The sequence below is a fragment of the Pseudomonas guariconensis genome (assembly GCF_015680235.1).
GTDB classification, from domain to species: Bacteria; Pseudomonadota; Gammaproteobacteria; order Pseudomonadales; family Pseudomonadaceae; genus Aquipseudomonas; species Aquipseudomonas guariconensis_A.
This window is the reverse complement of the sequence record NZ_JADLJL010000012.1, coordinates 1-19,888: the sequence shown is the minus strand read 5'-3', so window position 1 is coordinate 19,888 and position 19,888 is coordinate 1. Positions and strand designations below refer to the sequence as shown.

14 protein-coding genes are annotated in these 19,888 nt (G+C 60.5%); all 14 read left to right on the top strand.

Annotated elements, in window-relative coordinates; translation table 11 throughout:
- Positions 1-31: 31 nt before the first annotated feature.
- The gene (locus IRZ56_RS10855; protein ID WP_196144941.1) at positions 32-3,583 is read left to right on the top strand and encodes a glycosyltransferase; all 3,552 of its coding nucleotides are present in this window, start codon (positions 32-34) and stop codon (positions 3,581-3,583) included.
- A gap of 54 nt (positions 3,584-3,637) precedes the next feature.
- The gene (locus IRZ56_RS10850; protein WP_196144940.1) at positions 3,638-6,361 is read left to right on the top strand and encodes a glycosyltransferase; all 2,724 of its coding nucleotides are present in this window, start codon (positions 3,638-3,640) and stop codon (positions 6,359-6,361) included.
- Between the two features lie 587 nt (positions 6,362-6,948).
- Positions 6,949-7,884, top strand: coding sequence for a ketoacyl-ACP synthase III (locus IRZ56_RS10845; protein WP_196145024.1), 936 nt, complete (start codon positions 6,949-6,951; stop codon positions 7,882-7,884).
- A gap of 276 nt (positions 7,885-8,160) precedes the next feature.
- The gene (locus IRZ56_RS10840; RefSeq protein WP_196145023.1) at positions 8,161-9,033 is read left to right on the top strand and encodes a flagellin domain-containing protein; all 873 of its coding nucleotides are present in this window, start codon (positions 8,161-8,163) and stop codon (positions 9,031-9,033) included.
- Between the two features lie 72 nt (positions 9,034-9,105).
- Positions 9,106-9,462, top strand: a complete 357-nt coding sequence (locus IRZ56_RS10835; protein ID WP_196144939.1) for a flagellar protein FlaG — start codon at positions 9,106-9,108, stop codon at positions 9,460-9,462.
- A gap of 78 nt (positions 9,463-9,540) precedes the next feature.
- Positions 9,541-10,956, top strand: coding sequence for a flagellar filament capping protein FliD (fliD, locus tag IRZ56_RS10830; protein ID WP_196144938.1), 1,416 nt, complete (start codon positions 9,541-9,543; stop codon positions 10,954-10,956).
- Between the two features lie 134 nt (positions 10,957-11,090).
- The gene (fliS, locus tag IRZ56_RS10825; RefSeq protein ID WP_196144937.1) at positions 11,091-11,486 is read left to right on the top strand and encodes a flagellar export chaperone FliS; all 396 of its coding nucleotides are present in this window, start codon (positions 11,091-11,093) and stop codon (positions 11,484-11,486) included.
- A 15-nt stretch (positions 11,487-11,501) separates the two neighbouring features.
- Positions 11,502-11,798 (top strand): flagellar protein FliT, encoded by a 297-nt coding sequence (locus IRZ56_RS10820; protein WP_196144936.1) that lies wholly within the window; start codon positions 11,502-11,504, stop codon positions 11,796-11,798.
- 167 nt (positions 11,799-11,965) lie between these two features.
- The gene (fleQ, locus tag IRZ56_RS10815) at positions 11,966-13,441 is read left to right on the top strand and encodes a transcriptional regulator FleQ (RefSeq protein WP_196144935.1); all 1,476 of its coding nucleotides are present in this window, start codon (positions 11,966-11,968) and stop codon (positions 13,439-13,441) included.
- 412 nt (positions 13,442-13,853) lie between these two features.
- Positions 13,854-15,071 (top strand): sensor histidine kinase, encoded by a 1,218-nt coding sequence (locus tag IRZ56_RS10810; RefSeq protein ID WP_196144934.1) that lies wholly within the window; start codon positions 13,854-13,856, stop codon positions 15,069-15,071.
- Positions 15,071-16,444, top strand: a complete 1,374-nt coding sequence (locus IRZ56_RS10805) for a sigma-54-dependent transcriptional regulator (RefSeq protein ID WP_196144933.1) — start codon at positions 15,071-15,073, stop codon at positions 16,442-16,444. Before IRZ56_RS10810 ends, IRZ56_RS10805 begins: the two co-directional genes overlap by 1 nt.
- 209 nt (positions 16,445-16,653) lie before the next feature.
- Positions 16,654-16,986, top strand: coding sequence for a flagellar hook-basal body complex protein FliE (gene fliE / locus IRZ56_RS10800; RefSeq protein WP_196144932.1), 333 nt, complete (start codon positions 16,654-16,656; stop codon positions 16,984-16,986).
- Positions 16,987-17,000: 14 nt separating this feature from the next.
- Positions 17,001-18,782, top strand: coding sequence for a flagellar basal-body MS-ring/collar protein FliF (fliF, locus tag IRZ56_RS10795; protein WP_196144931.1), 1,782 nt, complete (start codon positions 17,001-17,003; stop codon positions 18,780-18,782).
- Positions 18,775-19,794, top strand: a complete 1,020-nt coding sequence (gene fliG, locus IRZ56_RS10790) for a flagellar motor switch protein FliG (protein ID WP_196144930.1) — start codon at positions 18,775-18,777, stop codon at positions 19,792-19,794. The genes fliF and fliG overlap by 8 nt, the downstream gene beginning before the upstream one ends.
- Positions 19,795-19,888: the final 94 nt, after the last annotated feature.

Genomic DNA, 19,888 nt, shown 5'->3' with positions numbered 1-19,888 from the left:
ATGAAATGTTTTATCGCTTAAGTGAGCACTCGTGGACACACAGCCTCTCGTCTCCATCACTATCCCGGCGTTCAACCCAGCGTTTTTCCGTCGTACGCTGAGCAGCGCGCTCAATCAGGACTACCCGAATCTGGAAGTGGTCGTATGCGATGACAGCCCTGGCCGCGAGATCGAGATGATTTGTGAGGAGCTGAGCAAGACTTCGCCAGTGCTACTGCGTTACGTTCGTAATCCCGCGCGTCTTGGGTTCGCCCGTAATATGTTGCAGTGCCTCGGCCAGGCTCGCGGAGAGATGGTCAAATTCCTCTGCGATGATGACCTCTTGGCGACCCATTGCCTGAGCTATCAAGTGAAGGTGCTGTGTGAACATCAGCAGGTCAGCATGGTGATCTGCCAGCGGCTGGTGTGCGATGCCGATGACATTCTGTTGCCGTCCAGAGCGCTAAATGCGGTGGTTGCCCCGACCACTGCCGTGCTCTACGGTACAGACCTGCTGGCGTATATCGCCGAAAGCACATCGAACTTGTTTGGCGGTATCAGCCATGCGCTTTTCCGTCGTGCTCAGGTGGCCGAATACCTAGAGACGCTGGTGCAGGATGGTCAGGGGTTCTGCGCGCGGCTGGACATGGCGCTGTATATCTGTTTGCTGCGTCGCGGACATCTGGCCAGCCTCGAGCAGGTACTGAGCATTGAGCGGATCCATGCCGGCCGTCTTAGCCATCAGGTAGCGATGACCGAGGCGGCCAAGGTCGAATCTGATTGGCTGCGGCAAATGTTGGCTGAGCGGACCGGAGAGCGGGAACCTGCCGAAGGATGGGTGCGGTTCTTGCCGATGCAGTCCTATGGTGGCGATGACGTGTGGCAAGAGCTGGACATGCGTAACTTCACCAACCGGCAAATCGCTTCCTTCCATCAGCAGGTCGGTACTCAGAGCCTCAGCTTCACAGAGTTATACGCTGAGTGGCTCGAGTCTCGCTCATTGTCTACGGGGCAACAGCGTCTATTGCCCAAGCGTATAGAGCAGTGGCCAAGTCGACCCCGTATCAAAGCGGTGGTGTTCTGCGATGACGGCGAAGCGCTTGCTCTTCGTGCCACGCTCGATAGCTTGGCCGCACAATCCTATGCCACCAGCGCTACTTATGTATTAAGTACGTGCGAGCTGCCCTCGTTACCTTTTGCTGGTGTACAGCACCAAATTCGCTATGGCGATGGTTTCGATGATCTGAATGCTCGGTTGATCGATACCTCGGCTGACTGGGTCGTTTTGTTGCAAGCGGGGGATCGCCTACATCCCCATGCATTGGTGATCATGGCCGAGCGCATGGCGTTGAATGCCGGTAGCTTGTGTCTGTACTGTGATGAAGGTGCTTACGATGGGCGTGAACCGAGCCAGCCTATCTTCAAGCCCGATTTCAACCTGGATCTGATGCGCAGCTTGCCTTATGTAGGCCGCCAGTTGGCATTCAAGTGTGAAGCGCTGCGCGCCCTTGGCGGTTTTGACACCCAGTTCGGCAAGCTGGCGCCACATGATGCCCTCTGGCGCCTGGTTGAAGCACATGGTTTGCGAGCGGTGGAGCATATCTCCGAATTGCTGGTTCAGAGTCAGAATAATTATGCTGACTGGATGAATGATCCGGCAGTAAAAGCTCACGCCGTCGAGGTGGTACGTGCGCACTTGAAGCGCATAGGGGTGGCTGCTGAAGTTGAAGCTGCTGCCGATAGTATGGCAACCCGCGTGCGTTATCAGCACGCGTTTCCCGCCAGTGTCTCTATCTTGATTCAAGTCGGCAGCGATCTGCTCGCGCTGCGCCGTTGTGTCGAATCACTATTCGAATACACCCATTACAGCAACTATGAAGTGTTGCTGATCGCCAACGGCGATGAGCCTGCCGAAGTGCGTGACTGGCTGACTGCGATGAAGGGCATGGGCAGTGACCAGTTACGTGTATTGGAGGTAAGGGGGCGGGGGAGGGCGGCAAGTCTGAACCTGGGCAGCGAACAGGCCCTCGGCGACTATCTTTTGTTGCTTGATGTTGGGTGTGCGCTGTTCGACCCGCAATGGCTGCATGAGCTGATGAGCCAGGGCCAGCGTCCCGAGGTGGGCATAGTTGGGCCGAAACTGTATGCCCGCGATGGCACCGCAGCACCCAGCGCATTGGTTCTGGGGCTGGGCGGCCCTGCCGGCAATCCGTTTGCGGGTAACGCGGCAGATGCCGAGAGCTATCTTGGCCGGCTGTGTCTGGTGCAGAACTGGAGTGCACTGAGCCTGGATTGTCTTTTGGTTCGGCGCGAGCTCTTCAATGAGCTGCATGGCTTGGATGTGCAGGCGCTGCAGCAAAGCTGGTTCGACGCAGATCTCTGCCTGAGGGTGCGTGAAGCGGGCTATCTTGTGGTCTGGACGCCGTTTTCGCGAGTGGCGCGGATGCTTCCGAGTGCACTAAGCAAAGAGGCTGCTGACCAGCAGACCTTTTACCGACGCTGGTTGCCCAGTGTCGCTGATGACCCCGCCTACAACAAAAATCTGAGCCTCCGGCAGGGGGGCTTCAGGCTTGAACCGGGGCTGCGCAGTGGCTGGGATCCTTTTATCGCTCGTGCGATGCCATCCGTGCTGGCATTACCATTCAATACGACGGCGATCGGACATTATCGGGTCATTCAGCCGTTCACGGAGTTGGAACACGCAGGCTGGATCCAGGGCAGGATCGGCTACCAAATAGCCGAGCCTATTGCGGCAGAGCGGGAAAAGCCAGACGCGATAATCCTGCAGTTGCGCTATTCCGTCGAGAGCATCAAGGAAATAGCCGAAATCAAAAGGTATTCCAGCGCTCGACGGATATTCGAAATTGACGATTACGTCATCGCACCGTCCGAAAAAAATGACCATGTTCGCAACTGGCCCAAAAATGTCGGTGAACTGTTGGGTCAAGCGATCGGATTGTGTGATCGACTGGTCGTGTCCACTGAACCGTTGGCAGATGCTTTGTCACATCTGCATCACGACATTCGTGTTGTTCCGAACATGTTGGCCGCATCGTTGTGGACAGGCTTGTCCAGTCAACGCCAGACAAGCGCAAAGCCGAGGGTGGGTTGGGCGGGGGGCACGAGCCATCGGGGTGATCTGGAGCTGATGCTGGGTGTTGTCCGGGCGCTTGCGGAGGAGGTCGACTGGGTATTCTTTGGCATGTGCCCGGAAATACTGCGCCCCTATGTCAAGGAGTTCCATAAGGGAGTCCCGCTGGCACAGTACCCGCGCAAGCTCGCCAGCCTTAACCTCGATCTCGCGCTGGCACCCCTTGAACAAAACCTGTTCAACGACTGCAAAAGCAATCTACGGCTTTTGGAATATGGTGTCTGTGGTTATCCGGTGATTTGTACTGACACCAAGGCCTACGATGGCTACCTGCCATGTACTCGGGTTCGTGCCAATACAACCGAGTTGTGGCTGGATGCCATTCGTATGCACCTTGCCGACCCCGGCGCCAGTTTCCGCCAGGGAGATGAGCTTCGCGAAGCGGTATTGCGCGACTACGTACTGGCGCCACGCCATCTGCAGCATTGGGCCAACGCCTGGCTTGCCGACTGAACTCTGGCGCCTGGCGGGCCCAGGCGCTATACCACCCTTTGAAACAGGTGCTTTATGAGCGTAATCACTACCGGGACACGCAGCGATGTAACCGTCCTCCTGCTCGGCCACGAACAAGCCGACACCCGTGCACGCGCGCATTATTACTACAGCCAGGTAGACGTGCCTTGCGTGGCGCTGGAGTCGTTGCAAGCCGGCAGCACCGGTGAGGTGTGCCGGCAGCGGTTGTTACAGGCATTGCATCAAGTGACTACGCCCTTGGTGGTGCTGAGCCTGGACGCTGACTTCATTCTGCCGGTGGCTTTGGATAACGCAGCTGCTCATTTGCAAGCGGCTCCCCAGGCAATCGGTGCGCAAGGGTATGCGTTGGGTTATACCGCAGGCAATTGCGAGTTTACCTATCACAAGATCGGCTCGGCACTGTTGCCTTCGGCTGAGCAGAGTGCCCATGGCCGTTTGCAACGCTATACCGAAGCTGCTCAGCCGGCTTGGCGTGCCGTGTTACGGGTATCGGCTCTGAAGGCTGTTTTGCCCCTCCTGCCGGAGTCGGTGGATTTCCCGACCTGGCGCCTGGCGTTGTCGTATGCGTTGCTGACGCATGGCGAGATAGAGCGACTCGAGCAAACCGATGCAGTGACTGAGTATGTGGAGTGCCCATTGTCTGCAGCCTTGCTGGAGGAGCGACTGACATTGGCGGTACGCACGCTGCGTGAATGGGATGCGGCGGGGGCAGGCCTTTGCAGCGACGACTTCGACTTGCTCAACCGGTTCGTGCGCGGCACATATGGCGCATCCGAAGAGCCATTGTTGTTCACGTCTGCTTGGAGAAGTGTCACGGCTGCGCCTGAGCGAGTGTTTGCACCACAGCAGTATGTAGCGTTGCCGTATTACAACAGTGCGTTGTTCGATTGTTTGGTCGAATTGGAGTTCCTGTGTCATGCCTGGCCTGCTGGAGAGCAGCATTATCGGAGCCTGGAAGGCGCCTGGGTGCGTCAGCGCGAGTTGTTGACGGTGCATGCCAACGATACACCCGCGAGTTTGCAGCAGCGTTATTGGCAGGCGCTGGCGTTGGGTCTGTTCAACCGTGAAGTTTGCCTGCGCTTGGAGGGTTCACTGGTCGCAGACAGCGATGCACGTCCTGCACGTGAACTTCAGGACTGGTGCCAACGCTTGGCCAAGGTTCCGGCGCTTTCTCCTGAGCAGGGACTGGCCGCTACCCCGTCAGGCCAGCTGCTCGAGTTGCTCGATACCATGACCCCGGACACCGATGCTCGGCAGCGAGTGCTGGACCAACTGGCGCAGTCCCAGCCACAGGTCGCTTTCGTGGTGTTGGACCTGGCCAATGATGATGTCGGGTTGCAAGCTACTTTCGATAGCCTGCTGGCCAGTGGCGTGCGCAACTTCAAGCTGTGGGTCCTCAAGGCTGGCAAACCGCTGGTGATCACTACACCTCAAGACACATTGCATTTCGTTCAGGTTACGCCCGATAACTGGGTAGCTCACCTGAATCAGGTCGTTCGCCAATTGCCAAGCGAGTGGTTGATGCTGTTGCATGCTGGTGAACAATTGCTTGTCGGTGGGCTCCTGCATCTGCTTTGGGAACTGCGCCAGTCGCCTGCGTGTCAGGCCATTTGCGCCCATGAAGTACAGCGCGATGAGCAGGGGCGGCTGCACAATGTGGCGCGTCCAGGTGCCGACCTGGACCTGCTGCGCAGTCAGCCCAGGTTGATGTCGCGACACTGGCTCGTGCGGCGCCAGGCGGTGCTTGAATTAGGTGGATACAGCGAGAGCCAGCGTCAAGCTCTGGAGTTCGACTTGCTGCTGCGCTTGCTGGAAGCTAGGGGTATGGCCAGCCTGGCCCATCTGGATGACTACCTGGTACTGGGCGAGCAGTCACCAGAAACCATGACCCAAGAGGCCGTTACCGTTCTGGAGCGGCACCTCAGGCAGCTAGGTTACCGTGCTCATGTCAGTGAACGGGGTGGGGCGGGCTTGGCTATGGATTACCGTCACGGAACTACGCCGTTGGTCAGCATTCTGATCGCCAGCACGGACGGCCTTGCCACGCTCCAGCCTTGCTTGGCCAGTATTGTGCAGCGCACCCGTTACCCGCGCTATGAAGTGTTGGTAGCCTGCGCGGGTGATGCTGAACGCTCCGAAGGCGAAGCGCTCCAAGGCGAAGGCAGCCGAGTGCGGCTGCTCACGGGCAAGCCTGACGCTTCGCATGATGACTTGCTGAATCTGGCCGCGAGCCAGGCTCGGGGCGAGTACCTGGTGTTGTTCTCCGAAACGGGGGAGGTGATGAGCCCGGCTTGGCTCGAAGGCCTTCTCAACGAGGTCCAGCGCCCGGAAGTGGGGGTCGTTGGTGGAGCCCTGTACGATTCGAATGCAGCGCTGGCTCATGCAGGCTATCAATTGCTCGCTGGACCAAGGGTGCATCAACCATGGTTGAGAGCAAATCAGTTGTGGCAGCAATCGGTTCGGAGTTGCTCTGCCGTCTCGGGCGGCTGCCTGATGTTGGGCAAGGAGTTGTTCGAACAAGTGGGTGGGATGCAGGGCATGACGGGAGGCGATATCGATCTTGCTCTGCGTGTGCAGGATGTAGGTTTGATGGTGGTTTGGACGCCGCAGGCGCAGGTGCTGGTCAAGCGCGAGCCGGTTTGTGACGCACAAGTCGCTCAGGTGCTAAGTGAGCGTTGGCCGCAGGCTTTCACTGGGCGCGCTTTCGATGACGGGGTGAAGCCTGATGCTGGGGCGATCTGGCTAGCAGCCTTGTAATCTAATGCAGCCTTCATTGACAGATGCCACATGAATCTTATTCGAGTTACTTGTGGGCTTGTGAGTCGGTTAAGGGAAGGGGTTAAAGCTTTTGACCAAATCGGGCTTGCAGATGCACTCGCTGCGTCGAAGTTCAGTCTGCATATTTGTCACAGGACGCTCAGAGGGGATATGGGTATTGAAGCAGTGACTGTGATCCCCTAGCCGCGACTTTGCTGTCGATTGCAGGGTCGTGGTGGTAGGAATAGACCTAGGCGTGCCTGCGCAGGACGCCTTGCCTCAGAGCAGTCGTCAACTGACGCGGGGGGAACAGGTAATCGCGATCGGCTTGAAGTGCTCCCCTTGATCTTGCGCTACACCCAATTTACAGGTTGAGCGCGCTTTGGCTGGCCAGCAGGGTGCGACTGCCTTTGCCAGGATTCGACAAAAGCACGTGACTCGGAAGTCACGGCAAGCATCTTCACTGTTATGATTGCCGCAACCGGGAACGGCTGAGCCAATGAACCGCGTTGCCAGAAGGTGTGCCTTCCCGGCAAGCGCTCATGGTGCTCAGCGGGCATTTTGCTTTTTCAGAATTGGGAAGCCATATGATTGGCATTAAAAGTATCGCCAGTTACGTGCCGGCTGAAGGGGTAGACAACTACGCCCAAGGCGCAAAATTTGGCAAAGACCAGGATTTCATCTTTGGCAAGATCGGTTCGACCTTCCTGCCGCGCAAAGATGATGCTCAGGAAACCTCCGACCTGTGCGTGCAAGCCGCAAAAAACCTATTTTCTGCCAATCCATCGCTCGACCCGGCTGCTATCGATGCCGTTATCGTCGTGACCCAGAACGGTGATGCTGAAGGGCTGCCGCACACTGCTGCTATCGTTCAGCACAAGCTGGGCTTGTCGACCGCTGTTGCCGCATTCGATATTTCGTTGGGTTGTTCTGGCTATGTCTATGGCCTGTATGCGATGAAAGGCTTTATGGAGGCGGCAGGCCTGAAGAACGGCCTGTTGATTACCGCCGACCCCTACTCCAAGATCGTCGACCCTGAAGACCGCAATACCACCATGCTATTTGGCGATGCGGCCACGGCTACCTGGATGGGCGATGGGGCTGCCTGGCAGCTGGGTAAATCGTTGTTTGGCAGCGATGGTGCGGGTGCTGAGCACCTGCGCACCACTGACGGCAAGTTCTTTATGAATGGTCGCCAGGTTTACAACTTTGCACTCGTCAAGGTGCCTGCTCACCTGCTGCAATTGCTGGAGGCCAGCGAACTCAAAGCGGAAGATATCGACTTGTATTGCTTGCATCAAGGCAGTGCAGCGATCGTCGATGCTGTTTCAGCGCGCTTCGGCGAGGGTGAGCATAAGCAGAAATTTGTCAAGGACATGGTCGAGACTGGCAACACCGTGTCGTCGAGCATTCCTTTGCTGCTGGAAAAGCACGTGCTCGGCTCACAGCATAAGCGCGTCGCGCTGAGTGGCTTCGGTGTCGGGCTGTCGTGGGGCTCTGCCATCATCGAGCGCTGTGACTGACTGTTTCATCGCCGCATGAAACGCCGCCGCTTGGCGGCGTTTGTTTTTCAGTTGCGCCTACAAAGGTGCCCGCTAATTCATATGGGGAGGATGCGGCGGTCTTTTGGCGTCAACTCCTTGATTTTATTGGGCTGGCATGGTGCCAGTAATTTTTTTCTAAAATCCGCTAAAGCAAACGGCCCTGACGACGATAACTATTACGAAGGTTCTCTGTGCCGCACCCGGCGAATTGCCAAGGCCGGAAGCCGTAGTACCCAATCCAACGAGGAATTCGTCATGGCTTTGACTGTAAACACCAACACCACCTCTCTGGGCGTTCAGAAGAACCTGAACCGTGCTTCCGATGCGCTGGCCACTTCGATGAGCCGCCTGTCCTCCGGCCTGAAAATCAACAGCGCCAAAGATGACGCTGCTGGCCTGCAGATCGCTACCCGCATGACCTCGCAGATTCGTGGCCAGACCATGGCGATCAAGAACGCCAACGACGGTATCTCCATCGCCCAGACCGCTGAAGGTGCGATGCAAGAGCAGACCAACATGCTGCAGCGTATGCGCGAACTGGCCCTGCAGGCTCGAAACGATTCTAACAGCTTCAAGGATCGTGCCGCGCTGGATGGCGAGTTCAAGTCGATGCTGGAGGAAATCAATCGCGTTGCTGCAAGTACTGAACTGAACGGTAAAAAGTTGCTGAACGGCGATGCTGGGGTCATGACCTTCCAGGTGGGTTCTAATGGTAGTACTGATAACCAGATTGAGATCACTCTGAGTGCAGCAGTTGATAACTCGTCTGGCGGTGTTCTGTCTGCTCTGAGCGCAAACTCTACTATTGCCATGTCGGCGTCCGATATGGCGTCTTCTGATTACGACGCTGTCTTCCAAGCCGTGATCACCTCCATCGATGATGCACTGCAGGGCATCAACACCACCCGTGCTGACCTGGGTGCTGCCCAGAACCGTCTGACCAGCACCATCAACAACCTGCAAAACGTCAATGAGAATGCTGAAGCTGCTCGTGGTCGCGTACAGGACACCGACTTCGCTGCCGAAACTGCCCAGCTGACCAAGCAGCAGACTCTGCAGCAGGCCTCGACTTCGGTTCTGGCCCAGGCCAACCAGCTGCCATCGGCAGTCCTGAAGCTGCTGGGCTAATCTGCCTGACAGGTGTCGGCGGGGGAGTGCGCTCGAGGCACTTCCCCGCCTTTTCATTGTGAGGGAGCAGACATGGACATGAGCGTCAAGCTGAACCTGTCCTATCAACCTGCGCGTTCGGCTGAGCAGGCTGTCGACAAACCATTGGTGCGGTCGGCTGAAGTCAAGGATGAAGGCAGCAAGCGCGAGCCGGTCGAGGTGCAGAGCGCCGACGAGGTCAAGAGCGCCGTTGCCGAGATCGAAAAGTTTCTGAAAGAGACCCGGCGTAACCTGGAATTCTCGACCGACGAGGAATCCGGCAAGATCGTGGTCAAGGTCGTCGCCAGCGAAAGTGGCGAGCTGATTCGGCAGATTCCCTCGGAAGAGGCCCTGCGGATCGCCCACAGTCTGAGCGATGTCAAAAGTGTCCTGTTCGACGCCAAGGCTTGATCCTCGGCAGCAGTGACCATGGTTTCATGTCAGGCTTGCAGGAGCATGATCTGACGCGTTAGCGAGAGGGATAAGAGCATGGCAAGCCCAATTACTTCGAGTGTTGGCCTGGGTTCTGGTCTGGACATTGGTTCGCTGGTCAAGGCTCTGGTTGGAGCGGACACCGCTGCCAAGCAGGCGCAAATCACCCGTCAGTCCAGCAACAACAGTGCGATGATCTCTGGCGTCGGCTCGCTGCGCAGTGCCCTCACGGCGTTCCAGGATGCCATGAAGAAACTCAACGACAAGAATGCCCCCTCGTTCAATGCCTATGCGGCCAAGTCTGCCAATGAGGCGGTGGTCAAGGTGACCTCGAGCAATACCGCGGTTGCCGGTAGCTATGACATTGTCGTGAAGCAACTGGCCACCAGCTCCAAGGTGGCGAGCCAGCAGTTTGCCGGCGGCGCCACAAGCGCCATTTCCGAAGGCACCCTGACCATCAGCCAAGGCGGCAAGACCTACGATCTCAATGTTGCGGCCGGTGCGACGCTGCAAAGTGTGCGCGACCAGATCAATAAGGAGATGGGGGTCAATGGTATTTCGGCGAACATCATCAACGAGGAGGGCGGTTCCCGTCTCGTGCTGAGTTCGACGACCACCGGTGCCAATACCGATATCAGCCTGAGCGGTATCCCCGAGCTGCAGATCGATGGCACAACCCAGCTGTCTGGAAGCGGAGCTGGCTACATCACCGCCAAGGCGCAAGACGCCGAACTGACGATCGATGGGCTGACCATCAAGAGTGGAAGCAACACGGTAAGCAACGCCATCAGCGGCATGACGCTCGAACTTACCGGTGTAAGTGCCAAGGCTGCCGATGGCACTACTACGCCAACGGCGCTGACGGTATCGGCGGATAACGAAGGGTTGAAGAAGTCGATCCAGGGGTTTGTCGATGCCTACAACACTTTGCAGAAAGCCATCACCTCGCTGACTTCCACCAGTCGTGATGAAAACGACAAGCTCGTGCTGGGGCCCCTCACCAACGACCCGACCACCCGGTCGCTGCTGGGGGATATACGCAAGGTACTGAGCGAAGTAGGTGCCGGGGACAGGCTTACCACTTTGAGCCAGCTGGGCATCAACACGCAAAAAGACGGTACACTCGAGTTCAACAGCGTCAAGTTCACGGCCGCGATGGACGAGAAGAAGCTGGGCCCTGAGGTGCAGGAGCTGTTCACAGGTGCCGATGGTATTTTCGAGCGCATGAACAAGGCCATCGATCCTTACAACGCGACCGATGGTAGTTTGGCGACGCGCAAGGCCAATCTCGACAAGACCGCCAAGAACCTTGCCGATCAGCAGGCTGCCTTGGATCGCCGTACCGAGTCCCTGACCGAGTCCCTGACCAAGAAATATGTGGCACTGGATGCCGCACTGGGCAAGATGAAAGCCCAGGCCGAGCAAATCACCTCGATCTTCGAAGCCATCAACGCCCAGGCCAAGAAGTCCTGATTCGACGTGATCGACTTTGAAAGCCCGGTAGCATCACCTTGATGCGCCGGGCTTTTTGCTTCCCCGCTAAAGTTTTTTGACGAACCGACGATACATAGGTATACGCAACCTTTTCGCTGCAACGAGGTAGATCCATGAACCCGATGTTGGCCCTTCGGCAGTACCAGAAAGTCAATAGTGTGGCGCAGACCTCCGAGGCCAGCCCGCATCGTCTGGTGCAGATGCTCATGCAAGGCGGCCTCGACCGTCTGGCCCAGGCCAAGGGCGCCATGGCGCGTAACGACATTGCCCAGCGCGGCATCCTGATCGGCAAGGCCATTGATATCATCGGTGGTCTGCGCGAAGGTCTGGATCTGGAGAACCACGGCGATAGCCTTGCCGATCTGGATAGCCTGTATACCTACATGAGCCGCCGGTTGGTCGAGGCCAACGTGCAGAACGACCCGGCGATCATCGATGAAGTGGCACGCCTGCTGATCACCGTCAAGGAAGGCTGGGATGCGATTGGCGACGAGTCACCGTCCGTCTGATTTTTGGAGGTTGCGATGAGCCAGGTGATCGAGCGTATCGAGCAGACCCGTGAAGCGCTGCTCGCGGCGTTGGCGAGCCGGGATTGGGATGCGATCGGGGAACTGGACCTCGAATGCCGGCTGTGTGTCGATGATGTGCTGGCTGAAGCGCGGGTCGACGAGGCGGCCGTGAAGGGCAGTCTAGAGCAATTGCTTGGGGTTTATCGCCAACTTATTGATATTGCAAGTGGCGAACGTCAATCTCTGGTCGATGAATTGACACAGATTCGTCAGGCGAAGAGCGCCGCAAAGGTATACCATCTGTTCAGCTGACGCTGGACGGTACAAAAAAACACGCGCCATTAATTTGACTGTGTGCTCTTTTTTGACTTAACTAGTGACTGTTTTCGCAAATTCAGACGTCCGAGCACTGATCATTCAGTCGGAATGATGTCGAGCACGCCCTCGGGCGACGAAATGACTAGGGAAGTTGCTAACGCATGTGGCGTGAAACCAAGATCCTCCTGATCGATGACGACAGCGAACGCCGCCGCGATCTGGCGGTGGTCCTGAATTTTCTAGGCGAAGAAAACCTCTCCTGCTCCAGCCAAGATTGGCAGCAGGCGGTAGAGTCTTTGTCTTCGAGTCGCGACGTGTTGTGCGTGTTGATCGGGACCGTGAATGCTCCAGGCGGTGTGCTGGGGCTCCTTAAGACAGTGGCAACCTGGGATGAGTTCCTTCCGGTTCTGCTTTTAGGTGAAATTTCTTCTGCGGAGTTCCCGGAAGACCTGCGCCGTCGCGTTCTGTTCAACCTCGAGATGCCGCCGAGCTATAGCCAGTTGCTCGATTCGCTGCACCGTGCCCAGGTCTATCGCGAGATGTACGACCAGGCCCGCGAGCGTGGCCGCCAGCGCGAACCGAACCTGTTCCGCAGCCTGGTGGGCACCAGCCGGGCCATCCAGCATGTGCGGCAGATGATGCAGCAGGTGGCCGATACCGATGCCAGCGTGCTGATCCTCGGCGAGTCCGGTACCGGCAAGGAAGTGGTGGCGCGCAATCTGCACTACCACTCCAAGCGTCGTGAAGCGCCGTTCGTGCCGGTCAACTGCGGGGCGATCCCGGCCGAGTTGCTCGAGAGCGAGCTGTTCGGCCACGAGAAGGGGGCCTTCACTGGGGCGATCACCAGTCGTGCGGGGCGCTTCGAGCTGGCCAACGGCGGTACCTTGTTCCTCGACGAGATCGGCGACATGCCGCTGCCGATGCAGGTCAAGCTGCTGCGCGTGTTGCAGGAGCGCACCTTCGAGCGGGTGGGCAGCAACAAGACCCAGAGCATCGATGTGCGCATCATCGCGGCGACCCACAAGAACCTCGAGACCATGATCGAGGAGGGTACTTTCCGCGAAGACCTGTACTATCGCCTGAATGTCTTCCCCATCGAGATGGCGCCGCTGCGGGAGCGGGTCGAGGATATTCCGCTGCTGATGAACGAGCTGATCTCGCGCATGGAGCACGAGAAGCGCGGTTCCATCCGCTTCAACTCGGCGTCGATCATGTCCCTGTGCCGCCATGGCTGGCCGGGTAACGTGCGCGAGCTGGCCAACCTGGTCGAGCGGATGGCGATCATGCACCCGTATGGGGTGATTGGGGTTTCCGAGTTGCCGAAGAAATTCCGCTACGTCGATGACGAGGACGAGCAGTTGGTCGACAGCCTGCGCAGCGACCTCGAAGAGCGGGCGGCGATCAACGGCCATGCACCGGGCTTCTCCAGCCATGCGATGCTGCCGCCTGAAGGGCTGGACCTCAAGGATTACCTGGGCAATCTCGAACAGGGGTTGATCCAGCAGGCATTGGACGACGCCAACGGCATCGTCGCGCGGGCCGCCGAGCGCCTGCGTATCCGCCGCACCACGCTGGTGGAGAAGATGCGCAAGTACGGCATGAGCCGCCGAGAAGGGGACGACCAGGCGGAAGGTTGACGCCTGTTGCTTCTGCATAATCAGGGCTGCTGTGCAGCCCTATCGCCGGCAAGCCGGCTCCCACAGAGGCCGAACACGCTGAACCTTGTGGGAGATTACCCAGCCCTTCGGGCTGCGCTGTCGCGCAGAGAACAAGCGGTTAGCGCCGCCCCCCTGTGGGAGCGGGCTTGTCCCGCGATTGGGCCGGGCCGGATATCACCGTCGCCTGGCAAGGGCTTCGCCCTTGATCGCGGGACAAGCCCGCTCCCACAAGGACCCGCAAAATCAAATAGTTATGCGTTGTTCTATGAGAGCCGGCTTGCCGGCGATAGGGGCAGAGCAGGGCGTCCCGGGGAAGCATACCCGGCACGCCTATTGCTACATCGCTGGCAACATACCGGTTTTATGACGGTCAGCCACGCGAGAGAGCACGATGCCCCAGGCCGCCCACATCTCCCGAATTCCCGACCCGCACGGGCGCAGCCCGGTCGAGCAGGCCAGCCGCCAGGGCCTGGAGCAGGCGTTTGCCTTGTTCAGCCAGGTGTCCAGCCAGCTCAACGAGTCCTACAGCTTGCTCGAAGCGCGCGTCAGCGAACTGAAGGGCGAGTTGGCGGTGGTCAGCGCCCAGCGCATGGCCGAGCTGGACGAGAAGGAGCGCCTGGCCAATCGCTTGCAGAACCTGCTCGACCTACTGCCCGGCGGGGTGATCGTGATCGATGCCCAGGGCTACGTGCGCGAGGCCAACCCGGCCGCCTGCGAGCTGCTCGGCGAACCGCTGGTGGGTGAGCTGTGGCGGCAGGTGATCGCGCGCAGTTTCGCGCCGCGCAAGGATGACGGTCACGAAGTCTCCCTGCGCGATGGCCGACGCCTGTCCATCGCCACCCGTTCTTTGGATGCCGAGCCCGGGCAGTTGGTGTTGCTCAACGACCTGACTGAAACCCGTCGCCTGCAAGACCAGCTGGCGCGCCACGAGCGCTTGTCGTCCCTGGGGCGCATGGTCGCCTCCCTGGCCCATCAGATTCGCACGCCCTTGTCGGCGGCGATGCTCTATGCCAGTCACCTGGCCGATGGCGAGAAGGAGCTGCCGCAGGAAACCCGGCAACGCTTTGCCGGTAACCTCAAAGAGCGCCTGCATGAGCTTGAGCACCAGGTCCGCGACATGCTGGTGTTCGCCCGTGGCGAGCTGCCGCTGGGTGATCGCATCAGCCCCAAGGCCTTGTTCCAGGCCCTGCAACAGGCAGCTCAGGCCCATGTCCAGGGGCATGCGGTGCGCTGGCAGTGCGACAGCCATCTGGGTGAGCTGCTGTGCAACCGCGACACCCTGGTCGGTGCCCTGCTCAACCTGATCGAGAACGCCTTGCAGGCCAGCCAGGGTCCGGCGCGCCTCAAGGTCCACCTGTATCGCCGTGGGCAGGCCTTGCACCTGTGCGTCAGCGATGCCGGCAGCGGCATCGATGCCGACCTGCTGGCACGCCTGGGCGAACCCTTCCTCACCACAAAGACCACCGGCACTGGCTTGGGCCTGGCAGTGGTCAAGGCTGTGATGCGTGCGCACCAGGGCAACCTGGGCATTCGCTCCAAGGTCGGACGCGGCACTTGCGTGCAAGTGGTGTTGCCGTTGATCGACGGTCGGTCACGGGAGGTCGTGTAATGGCTGTGAAGGTCCTGCTGGTGGAGGACGACCGTGTCCTACGCCAGGCGCTTGGCGATACCCTGGAAATCGGCGGTTTCACCTACCGCGCCGTGGGCAGTGGCGAAGAAGCGCTCGAAGCGGTAGCCGGCGAGGCATTCAGCCTGGTGGTCAGTGATGTGAACATGCCGGGCATGGATGGGCACCAGTTGTTGGCGCAGCTACGCAGCCTGCATCCGCAGCTGCCGGTGCTGCTGATGACGGCCCATGCGGCCGTGGAACGGGCAGTCGAGGCTATGCGTCAAGGAGCCGTCGACTACCTGGTCAAACCGTTCGAGCCCAAGGCGCTGATCAGCCTGGTGGAGCGTCACGCTGCCGGCCGCGTGGGCGGTGCGGATGAAGAGGGGCCGGTGGCCTGCGAGCCGGCCAGCCGGCAGTTGCTGGAGCTGGCGGCGCGGGTGGCGCGCAGCGATTCCACCGTGCTGATCTCTGGTGAGTCCGGCACCGGCAAGGAAGTCCTGGCACGCTACATCCACCAGCAATCGCCCCGTGCAGCGCAGCCCTTCGTGGCGATCAACTGCGCGGCGATCCCCGACAATATGCTCGAGGCGACCCTGTTCGGCCACGAGAAAGGGGCTTTCACCGGTGCCATCGCCGCCCAGGCGGGCAAGTTCGAACAGGCCGACGGCGGCACCTTGCTGCTCGACGAGATTTCCGAAATGCCCCTGGGCCTGCAGGCCAAGCTCCTGCGTGTGCTGCAGGAGCGGGAGGTCGAGCGGGTGGGGGGGCGCAAGCCGATTACCCTGGACATCCGCGTGCTGGCCACTACCAACCGCGACCTCGAAGGCGAGGTGGCCGCCGGGCGTTTCCGTGAAGACCTCTACTATCGCCTGTCGGTCTTCCCGCTGGCCTGGCGCCCGTTGCGCGAGCGCAGCGCCGATATCCTGCCGTTGGCCGAGCGCCTGCTGGCACGCCACGTGGCGAAGATGAAACATGCCCCGGTGCGCTTGTCGGCCGAGGCGCGGGCCTGCCTGCAGGGGCATGCCTGGCCGGGCAACGTGCGCGAGCTGGACAATGCCCTGCAGCGGGCCTTGATCCTGCAGCAGGGCGGGGTGATCGAGGCGGCGGATTTCTGTCTGGCGGGTGTCATCCCCCTGTCGGCGCCCCTGCCTACTCCGACGCACGCCGTGAACGAAGCGCCTGCCGAGCGGGGCGGGCTGGGCGATGACATGCGTCGCCACGAATTCCAGATGATCATCGACACCCTGCGTGCCGAGCGGGGCCGGCGCAAGGAGGCCGCCGAACGGCTGGGAATCAGCCCGCGTACCCTGCGCTACAAGCTGGCGCAGATGCGTGATGCCGGGTTCGACGTCGAGGCCAGCCTGTACGGCTGAGCCATAAGCCGCAAGCAAGCACATTGGGGCTGCTACGCAGCCCAATCGCCGGCAAGCCGGCTCCCACGGGTGCAGTGCTGCCCTCGGAGTCGAGGAGGTTACTTGCAGCTTGCCGCTGGAAGTTTTGCAGGGCTGGCACTCTTGTTGCTAGTTCCAGCCCATTCGCTGCATGAGCGTCAAAAAAATGCGGCCGCCGGAGAGAGAAATCCATGACCCAAGGTGTTGAATTCAATCGTCTGATGCTGGACATGCGTGCCATGCAGGCCGAAGCCATGTCCCAGCCCAAGATCGCTGCCGCGCCGGAGCTGGCCCCGGGCCAGAGCAGCTTCGCCGACATGCTCGGCCAGGCCATCGGCAAGGTGCACGAGACCCAGCAGGCCTCTACCCAGCTGGCCAACGCCTTCGAGATCGGCAAGAGCGGTGTCGACCTGACCGACGTGATGATTGCTTCGCAGAAAGCCTCCGTATCGTTCCAGGCCCTGACCCAGGTGCGTAACAAACTGGTCCAGGCGTACCAGGACATCATGCAGATGCCGGTTTGAGGGCAAGGTGAGTCATGGCCGAAGCAGTCGTCGATAACGCCCCCGCCAAGAGCGGTCCGCCAGCGGCCAAGCCGCCGCTGTTCGGCATGGCGTTCCTGGAAAACATCTCGCAGATGCCCATGCTGCGGCAGGTCGGTCTGTTGGTCGGGCTGGCCGCCAGCGTGGCGATCGGCTTTGCCGTGGTGCTCTGGTCGCAGCAACCGGACTACCGGCCGCTGTACGGCAGCCTGGCGGGCCTGGATGCCAAGCAGGTCATGGATACGCTGGCCTCGGCCGATATCGGCTACCGCGTGGAGCCCAACTCTGGTGCCTTGCTGGTCAAGGCCGACGACCTGTCCCGCGCGCGCATGAAGCTCGCGGCCGCAGGCGTTGCGCCCAGCGATGGCAACATCGGCTTCGAGATCCTCGACAAGGAGCAAGGCCTGGGCACCAGCCAGTTCATGGAGGCCACCCGCTACCGCCGTGGCCTGGAAGGCGAACTGGCGCGTACAGTCTCGAGCCTGAACAACGTCAAGGCCGCTCGCGTGCACCTGGCAATCCCCAAGAGCTCGGTGTTCGTGCGTGACGAGCGCAAGCCCAGCGCATCGGTACTGGTCGAGCTGTACCCAGGCCGTGCCCTGGAAGCCGGGCAGGTGATGGCCATCGTCAACCTGGTCGCCACCAGTGTGCCGGAGCTGGACAAGTCCCAGGTCACCGTGGTCGACCAGAAGGGCAATCTGTTGTCCGAACAGTTGCAGGACACCGCCCTGACCATGGCCGGCAAGCAGTTCGACTACAGCCGCCGCATGGAAGGTATGCTTACCCAGCGCGTGCACAACATCCTGCAGCCGGTGTTGGGCAACGACCGCTACAAGGCCGAGGTGTCCGCCGACGTCGACTTCAGCGCGGTGGAGTCCACCTCCGAGCAGTTCAACCCCGACCAGCCGGCCCTGCGCAGCGAGCAGTCGGTGAACGAGCAGCGCACCAGCAGCCAGCCGCCGCAAGGTGTGCCGGGTGCCCTGAGCAACCAGCCGCCGGCCGGTGCCGCGGCCCCTGAAAACGCCACGGCCGCCGCACCGCCTGCGGGCGCGATCCAGCCTGGGCAACCGCTGGTCGATGCCAATGGCCAGCAGATCATGGACCCCGCCACCGGCCAGCCGATGCTCGCGCCTTACCCGGCCGACAAACGTCAACAGACCACCAAGAACTTCGAGCTGGACCGTTCCATCAGCCATACCCGCCAGCAACAAGGGCGCCTGACCCGCTTGTCGGTGGCGGTGGTGGTGGACGACCAGGTCAAGGTCGATGCCGCTACCGGCGAGACCACCCGTGCGCCCTGGGGCGCCGAAGACCTGGCGCGCTTCACTCGCCTGGTGCAGGACGCGGTCGGCTTCGATGCCAGCCGCGGCGACAGCGTGACCGTGGTCAACGTGCCGTTCTCCGCCGACCGTGGTGTGGAGCTGGCCGACATTCCGTTCTACTCGCAGCCGTGGTTCTGGGACATCGTCAAGCAGGTGCTGGGCGTGGTGTTTATCCTGGTGCTGGTATTCGGCGTGCTGCGCCCGGTGCTCAACAACATCACCGGCGGTGGCAAGCAGGCCGCTGCCACCGACAGCGACATGGAGCTGGGCGGGATGATCGGTCTGGATGGCGAACTGGCCAACGACCGCGTCACCCTCGGTGGCCCGCAAAGCATTCTGTTGCCTAGCCCCAGCGAGGGCTACGAAGCACAGCTCAACGCAATCAAAGGCCTGGTGGCCGAAGACCCGGGCCGCGTGGCCCAGGTCGTGAAAGAGTGGATCAACGCCGATGAGTGACAACCGAGCCGTTACCGCCAAGCTGAGCCGCGTCGACAAGGCGGCGATCCTTCTGCTGTCCCTGGGCGAGACCGACGCCGCCCAGGTGCTGCGTCACATGGGGCCAAAGGAAGTGCAGCGGGTCGGTGTGGCCATGGCGCAGATGGGCAACGTGCACCGTGAGCAGGTCGAGCAGGTGATGAGCGAGTTCGTCGAGATCGTCGGCGACCAGACCAGCCTGGGCGTGGGTTCGGACGGCTACATCCGCAAGATGCTCAACCAGGCCCTGGGCGAGGACAAGGCCAACGGCCTGATCGACCGCATCCTGCTCGGTGGCAACACCAGCGGCCTGGACAGCCTCAAGTGGATGGAGCCGCGTGCCGTGGCCGACGTCATTCGCTACGAGCACCCGCAGATCCAGGCGATCGTGGTCGCCTACCTGGACCCCGACCAGGCCGGCGAGGTGCTGAGCAATTTCGACCACAAGGTGCGCCTGGACATCATCCTGCGCGTGTCTTCGCTCAACACGGTGCAGCCGGCGGCGCTCAAGGAGCTCAACCAGATTCTCGAGAAGCAGTTCTCCGGCAACTCCAACGCCGCGCGCACCACCCTGGGCGGCATCAAGCGGGCGGCCGACATCATGAACTTCCTGGACAGCTCCGTGGAAGGTCAGCTGATGGACTCGATCCGCGAGATCGATGGCGACCTGTCCGAGCAGATCGAAGACTTGATGTTCGTCTTCAACAACCTGGCCGACGTCGACGACCGTGGCATCCAGGCGCTGCTGCGCGAGGTGTCCTCCGACGTGCTGGTGGTTTCGCTCAAGGGCGCCGACGAGAAGGTCAAGGACAAGATTTTCCGCAACATGTCCAAGCGTGCTTCGGAGCTGCTGCGTGACGACCTGGAGGCCAAGGGCCCGGTGCGGGTCAGCGACGTGGAAACGGCGCAGAAGGAGATCCTCACCATTGCACGGCGCATGGCCGAGGCGGGCGAAATCGTGCTCGGCGGCAAGGGCGCCGAGGAAATGATCTGATCCAGCCCCCTGTAGGAGCGGCCTCGCGCCGCGAAAGGGCTGCCAAGCAGCCCCTGGATTTTCAGCGTTTTCGCATAGATGGCCGGGGCTGCTT

Excerpts from the sequence above, each read along its gene's own strand:
- IRZ56_RS10850 (WP_196144940.1), top strand. The coding sequence starts at position 3,638 with ATGAGCGTAATCACTACCGGGACACGCAGCGATGTAACCGTCCTCCTG.
- IRZ56_RS10845 (WP_196145024.1), top strand. The coding sequence starts at position 6,949 with ATGATTGGCATTAAAAGTATCGCCAGTTACGTGCCGGCTGAAGGGGTA.
- IRZ56_RS10840 (WP_196145023.1), top strand. The coding sequence starts at position 8,161 with ATGGCTTTGACTGTAAACACCAACACCACCTCTCTGGGCGTTCAGAAG.
- IRZ56_RS10835 (WP_196144939.1), top strand. The coding sequence starts at position 9,106 with ATGGACATGAGCGTCAAGCTGAACCTGTCCTATCAACCTGCGCGTTCG.
- fliD (WP_196144938.1), top strand. The coding sequence starts at position 9,541 with ATGGCAAGCCCAATTACTTCGAGTGTTGGCCTGGGTTCTGGTCTGGAC.
- fliS (WP_196144937.1), top strand. The coding sequence starts at position 11,091 with ATGAACCCGATGTTGGCCCTTCGGCAGTACCAGAAAGTCAATAGTGTG.
- IRZ56_RS10820 (WP_196144936.1), top strand. The coding sequence starts at position 11,502 with ATGAGCCAGGTGATCGAGCGTATCGAGCAGACCCGTGAAGCGCTGCTC.
- fleQ (WP_196144935.1), top strand. The coding sequence starts at position 11,966 with ATGTGGCGTGAAACCAAGATCCTCCTGATCGATGACGACAGCGAACGC.
- IRZ56_RS10810 (WP_196144934.1), top strand. The coding sequence starts at position 13,854 with ATGCCCCAGGCCGCCCACATCTCCCGAATTCCCGACCCGCACGGGCGC.
- IRZ56_RS10805 (WP_196144933.1), top strand. The coding sequence starts at position 15,071 with ATGGCTGTGAAGGTCCTGCTGGTGGAGGACGACCGTGTCCTACGCCAG.
- fliE (WP_196144932.1), top strand. The coding sequence starts at position 16,654 with ATGACCCAAGGTGTTGAATTCAATCGTCTGATGCTGGACATGCGTGCC.
- fliF (WP_196144931.1), top strand. The coding sequence starts at position 17,001 with ATGGCCGAAGCAGTCGTCGATAACGCCCCCGCCAAGAGCGGTCCGCCA.
- fliG (WP_196144930.1), top strand. The coding sequence starts at position 18,775 with ATGAGTGACAACCGAGCCGTTACCGCCAAGCTGAGCCGCGTCGACAAG.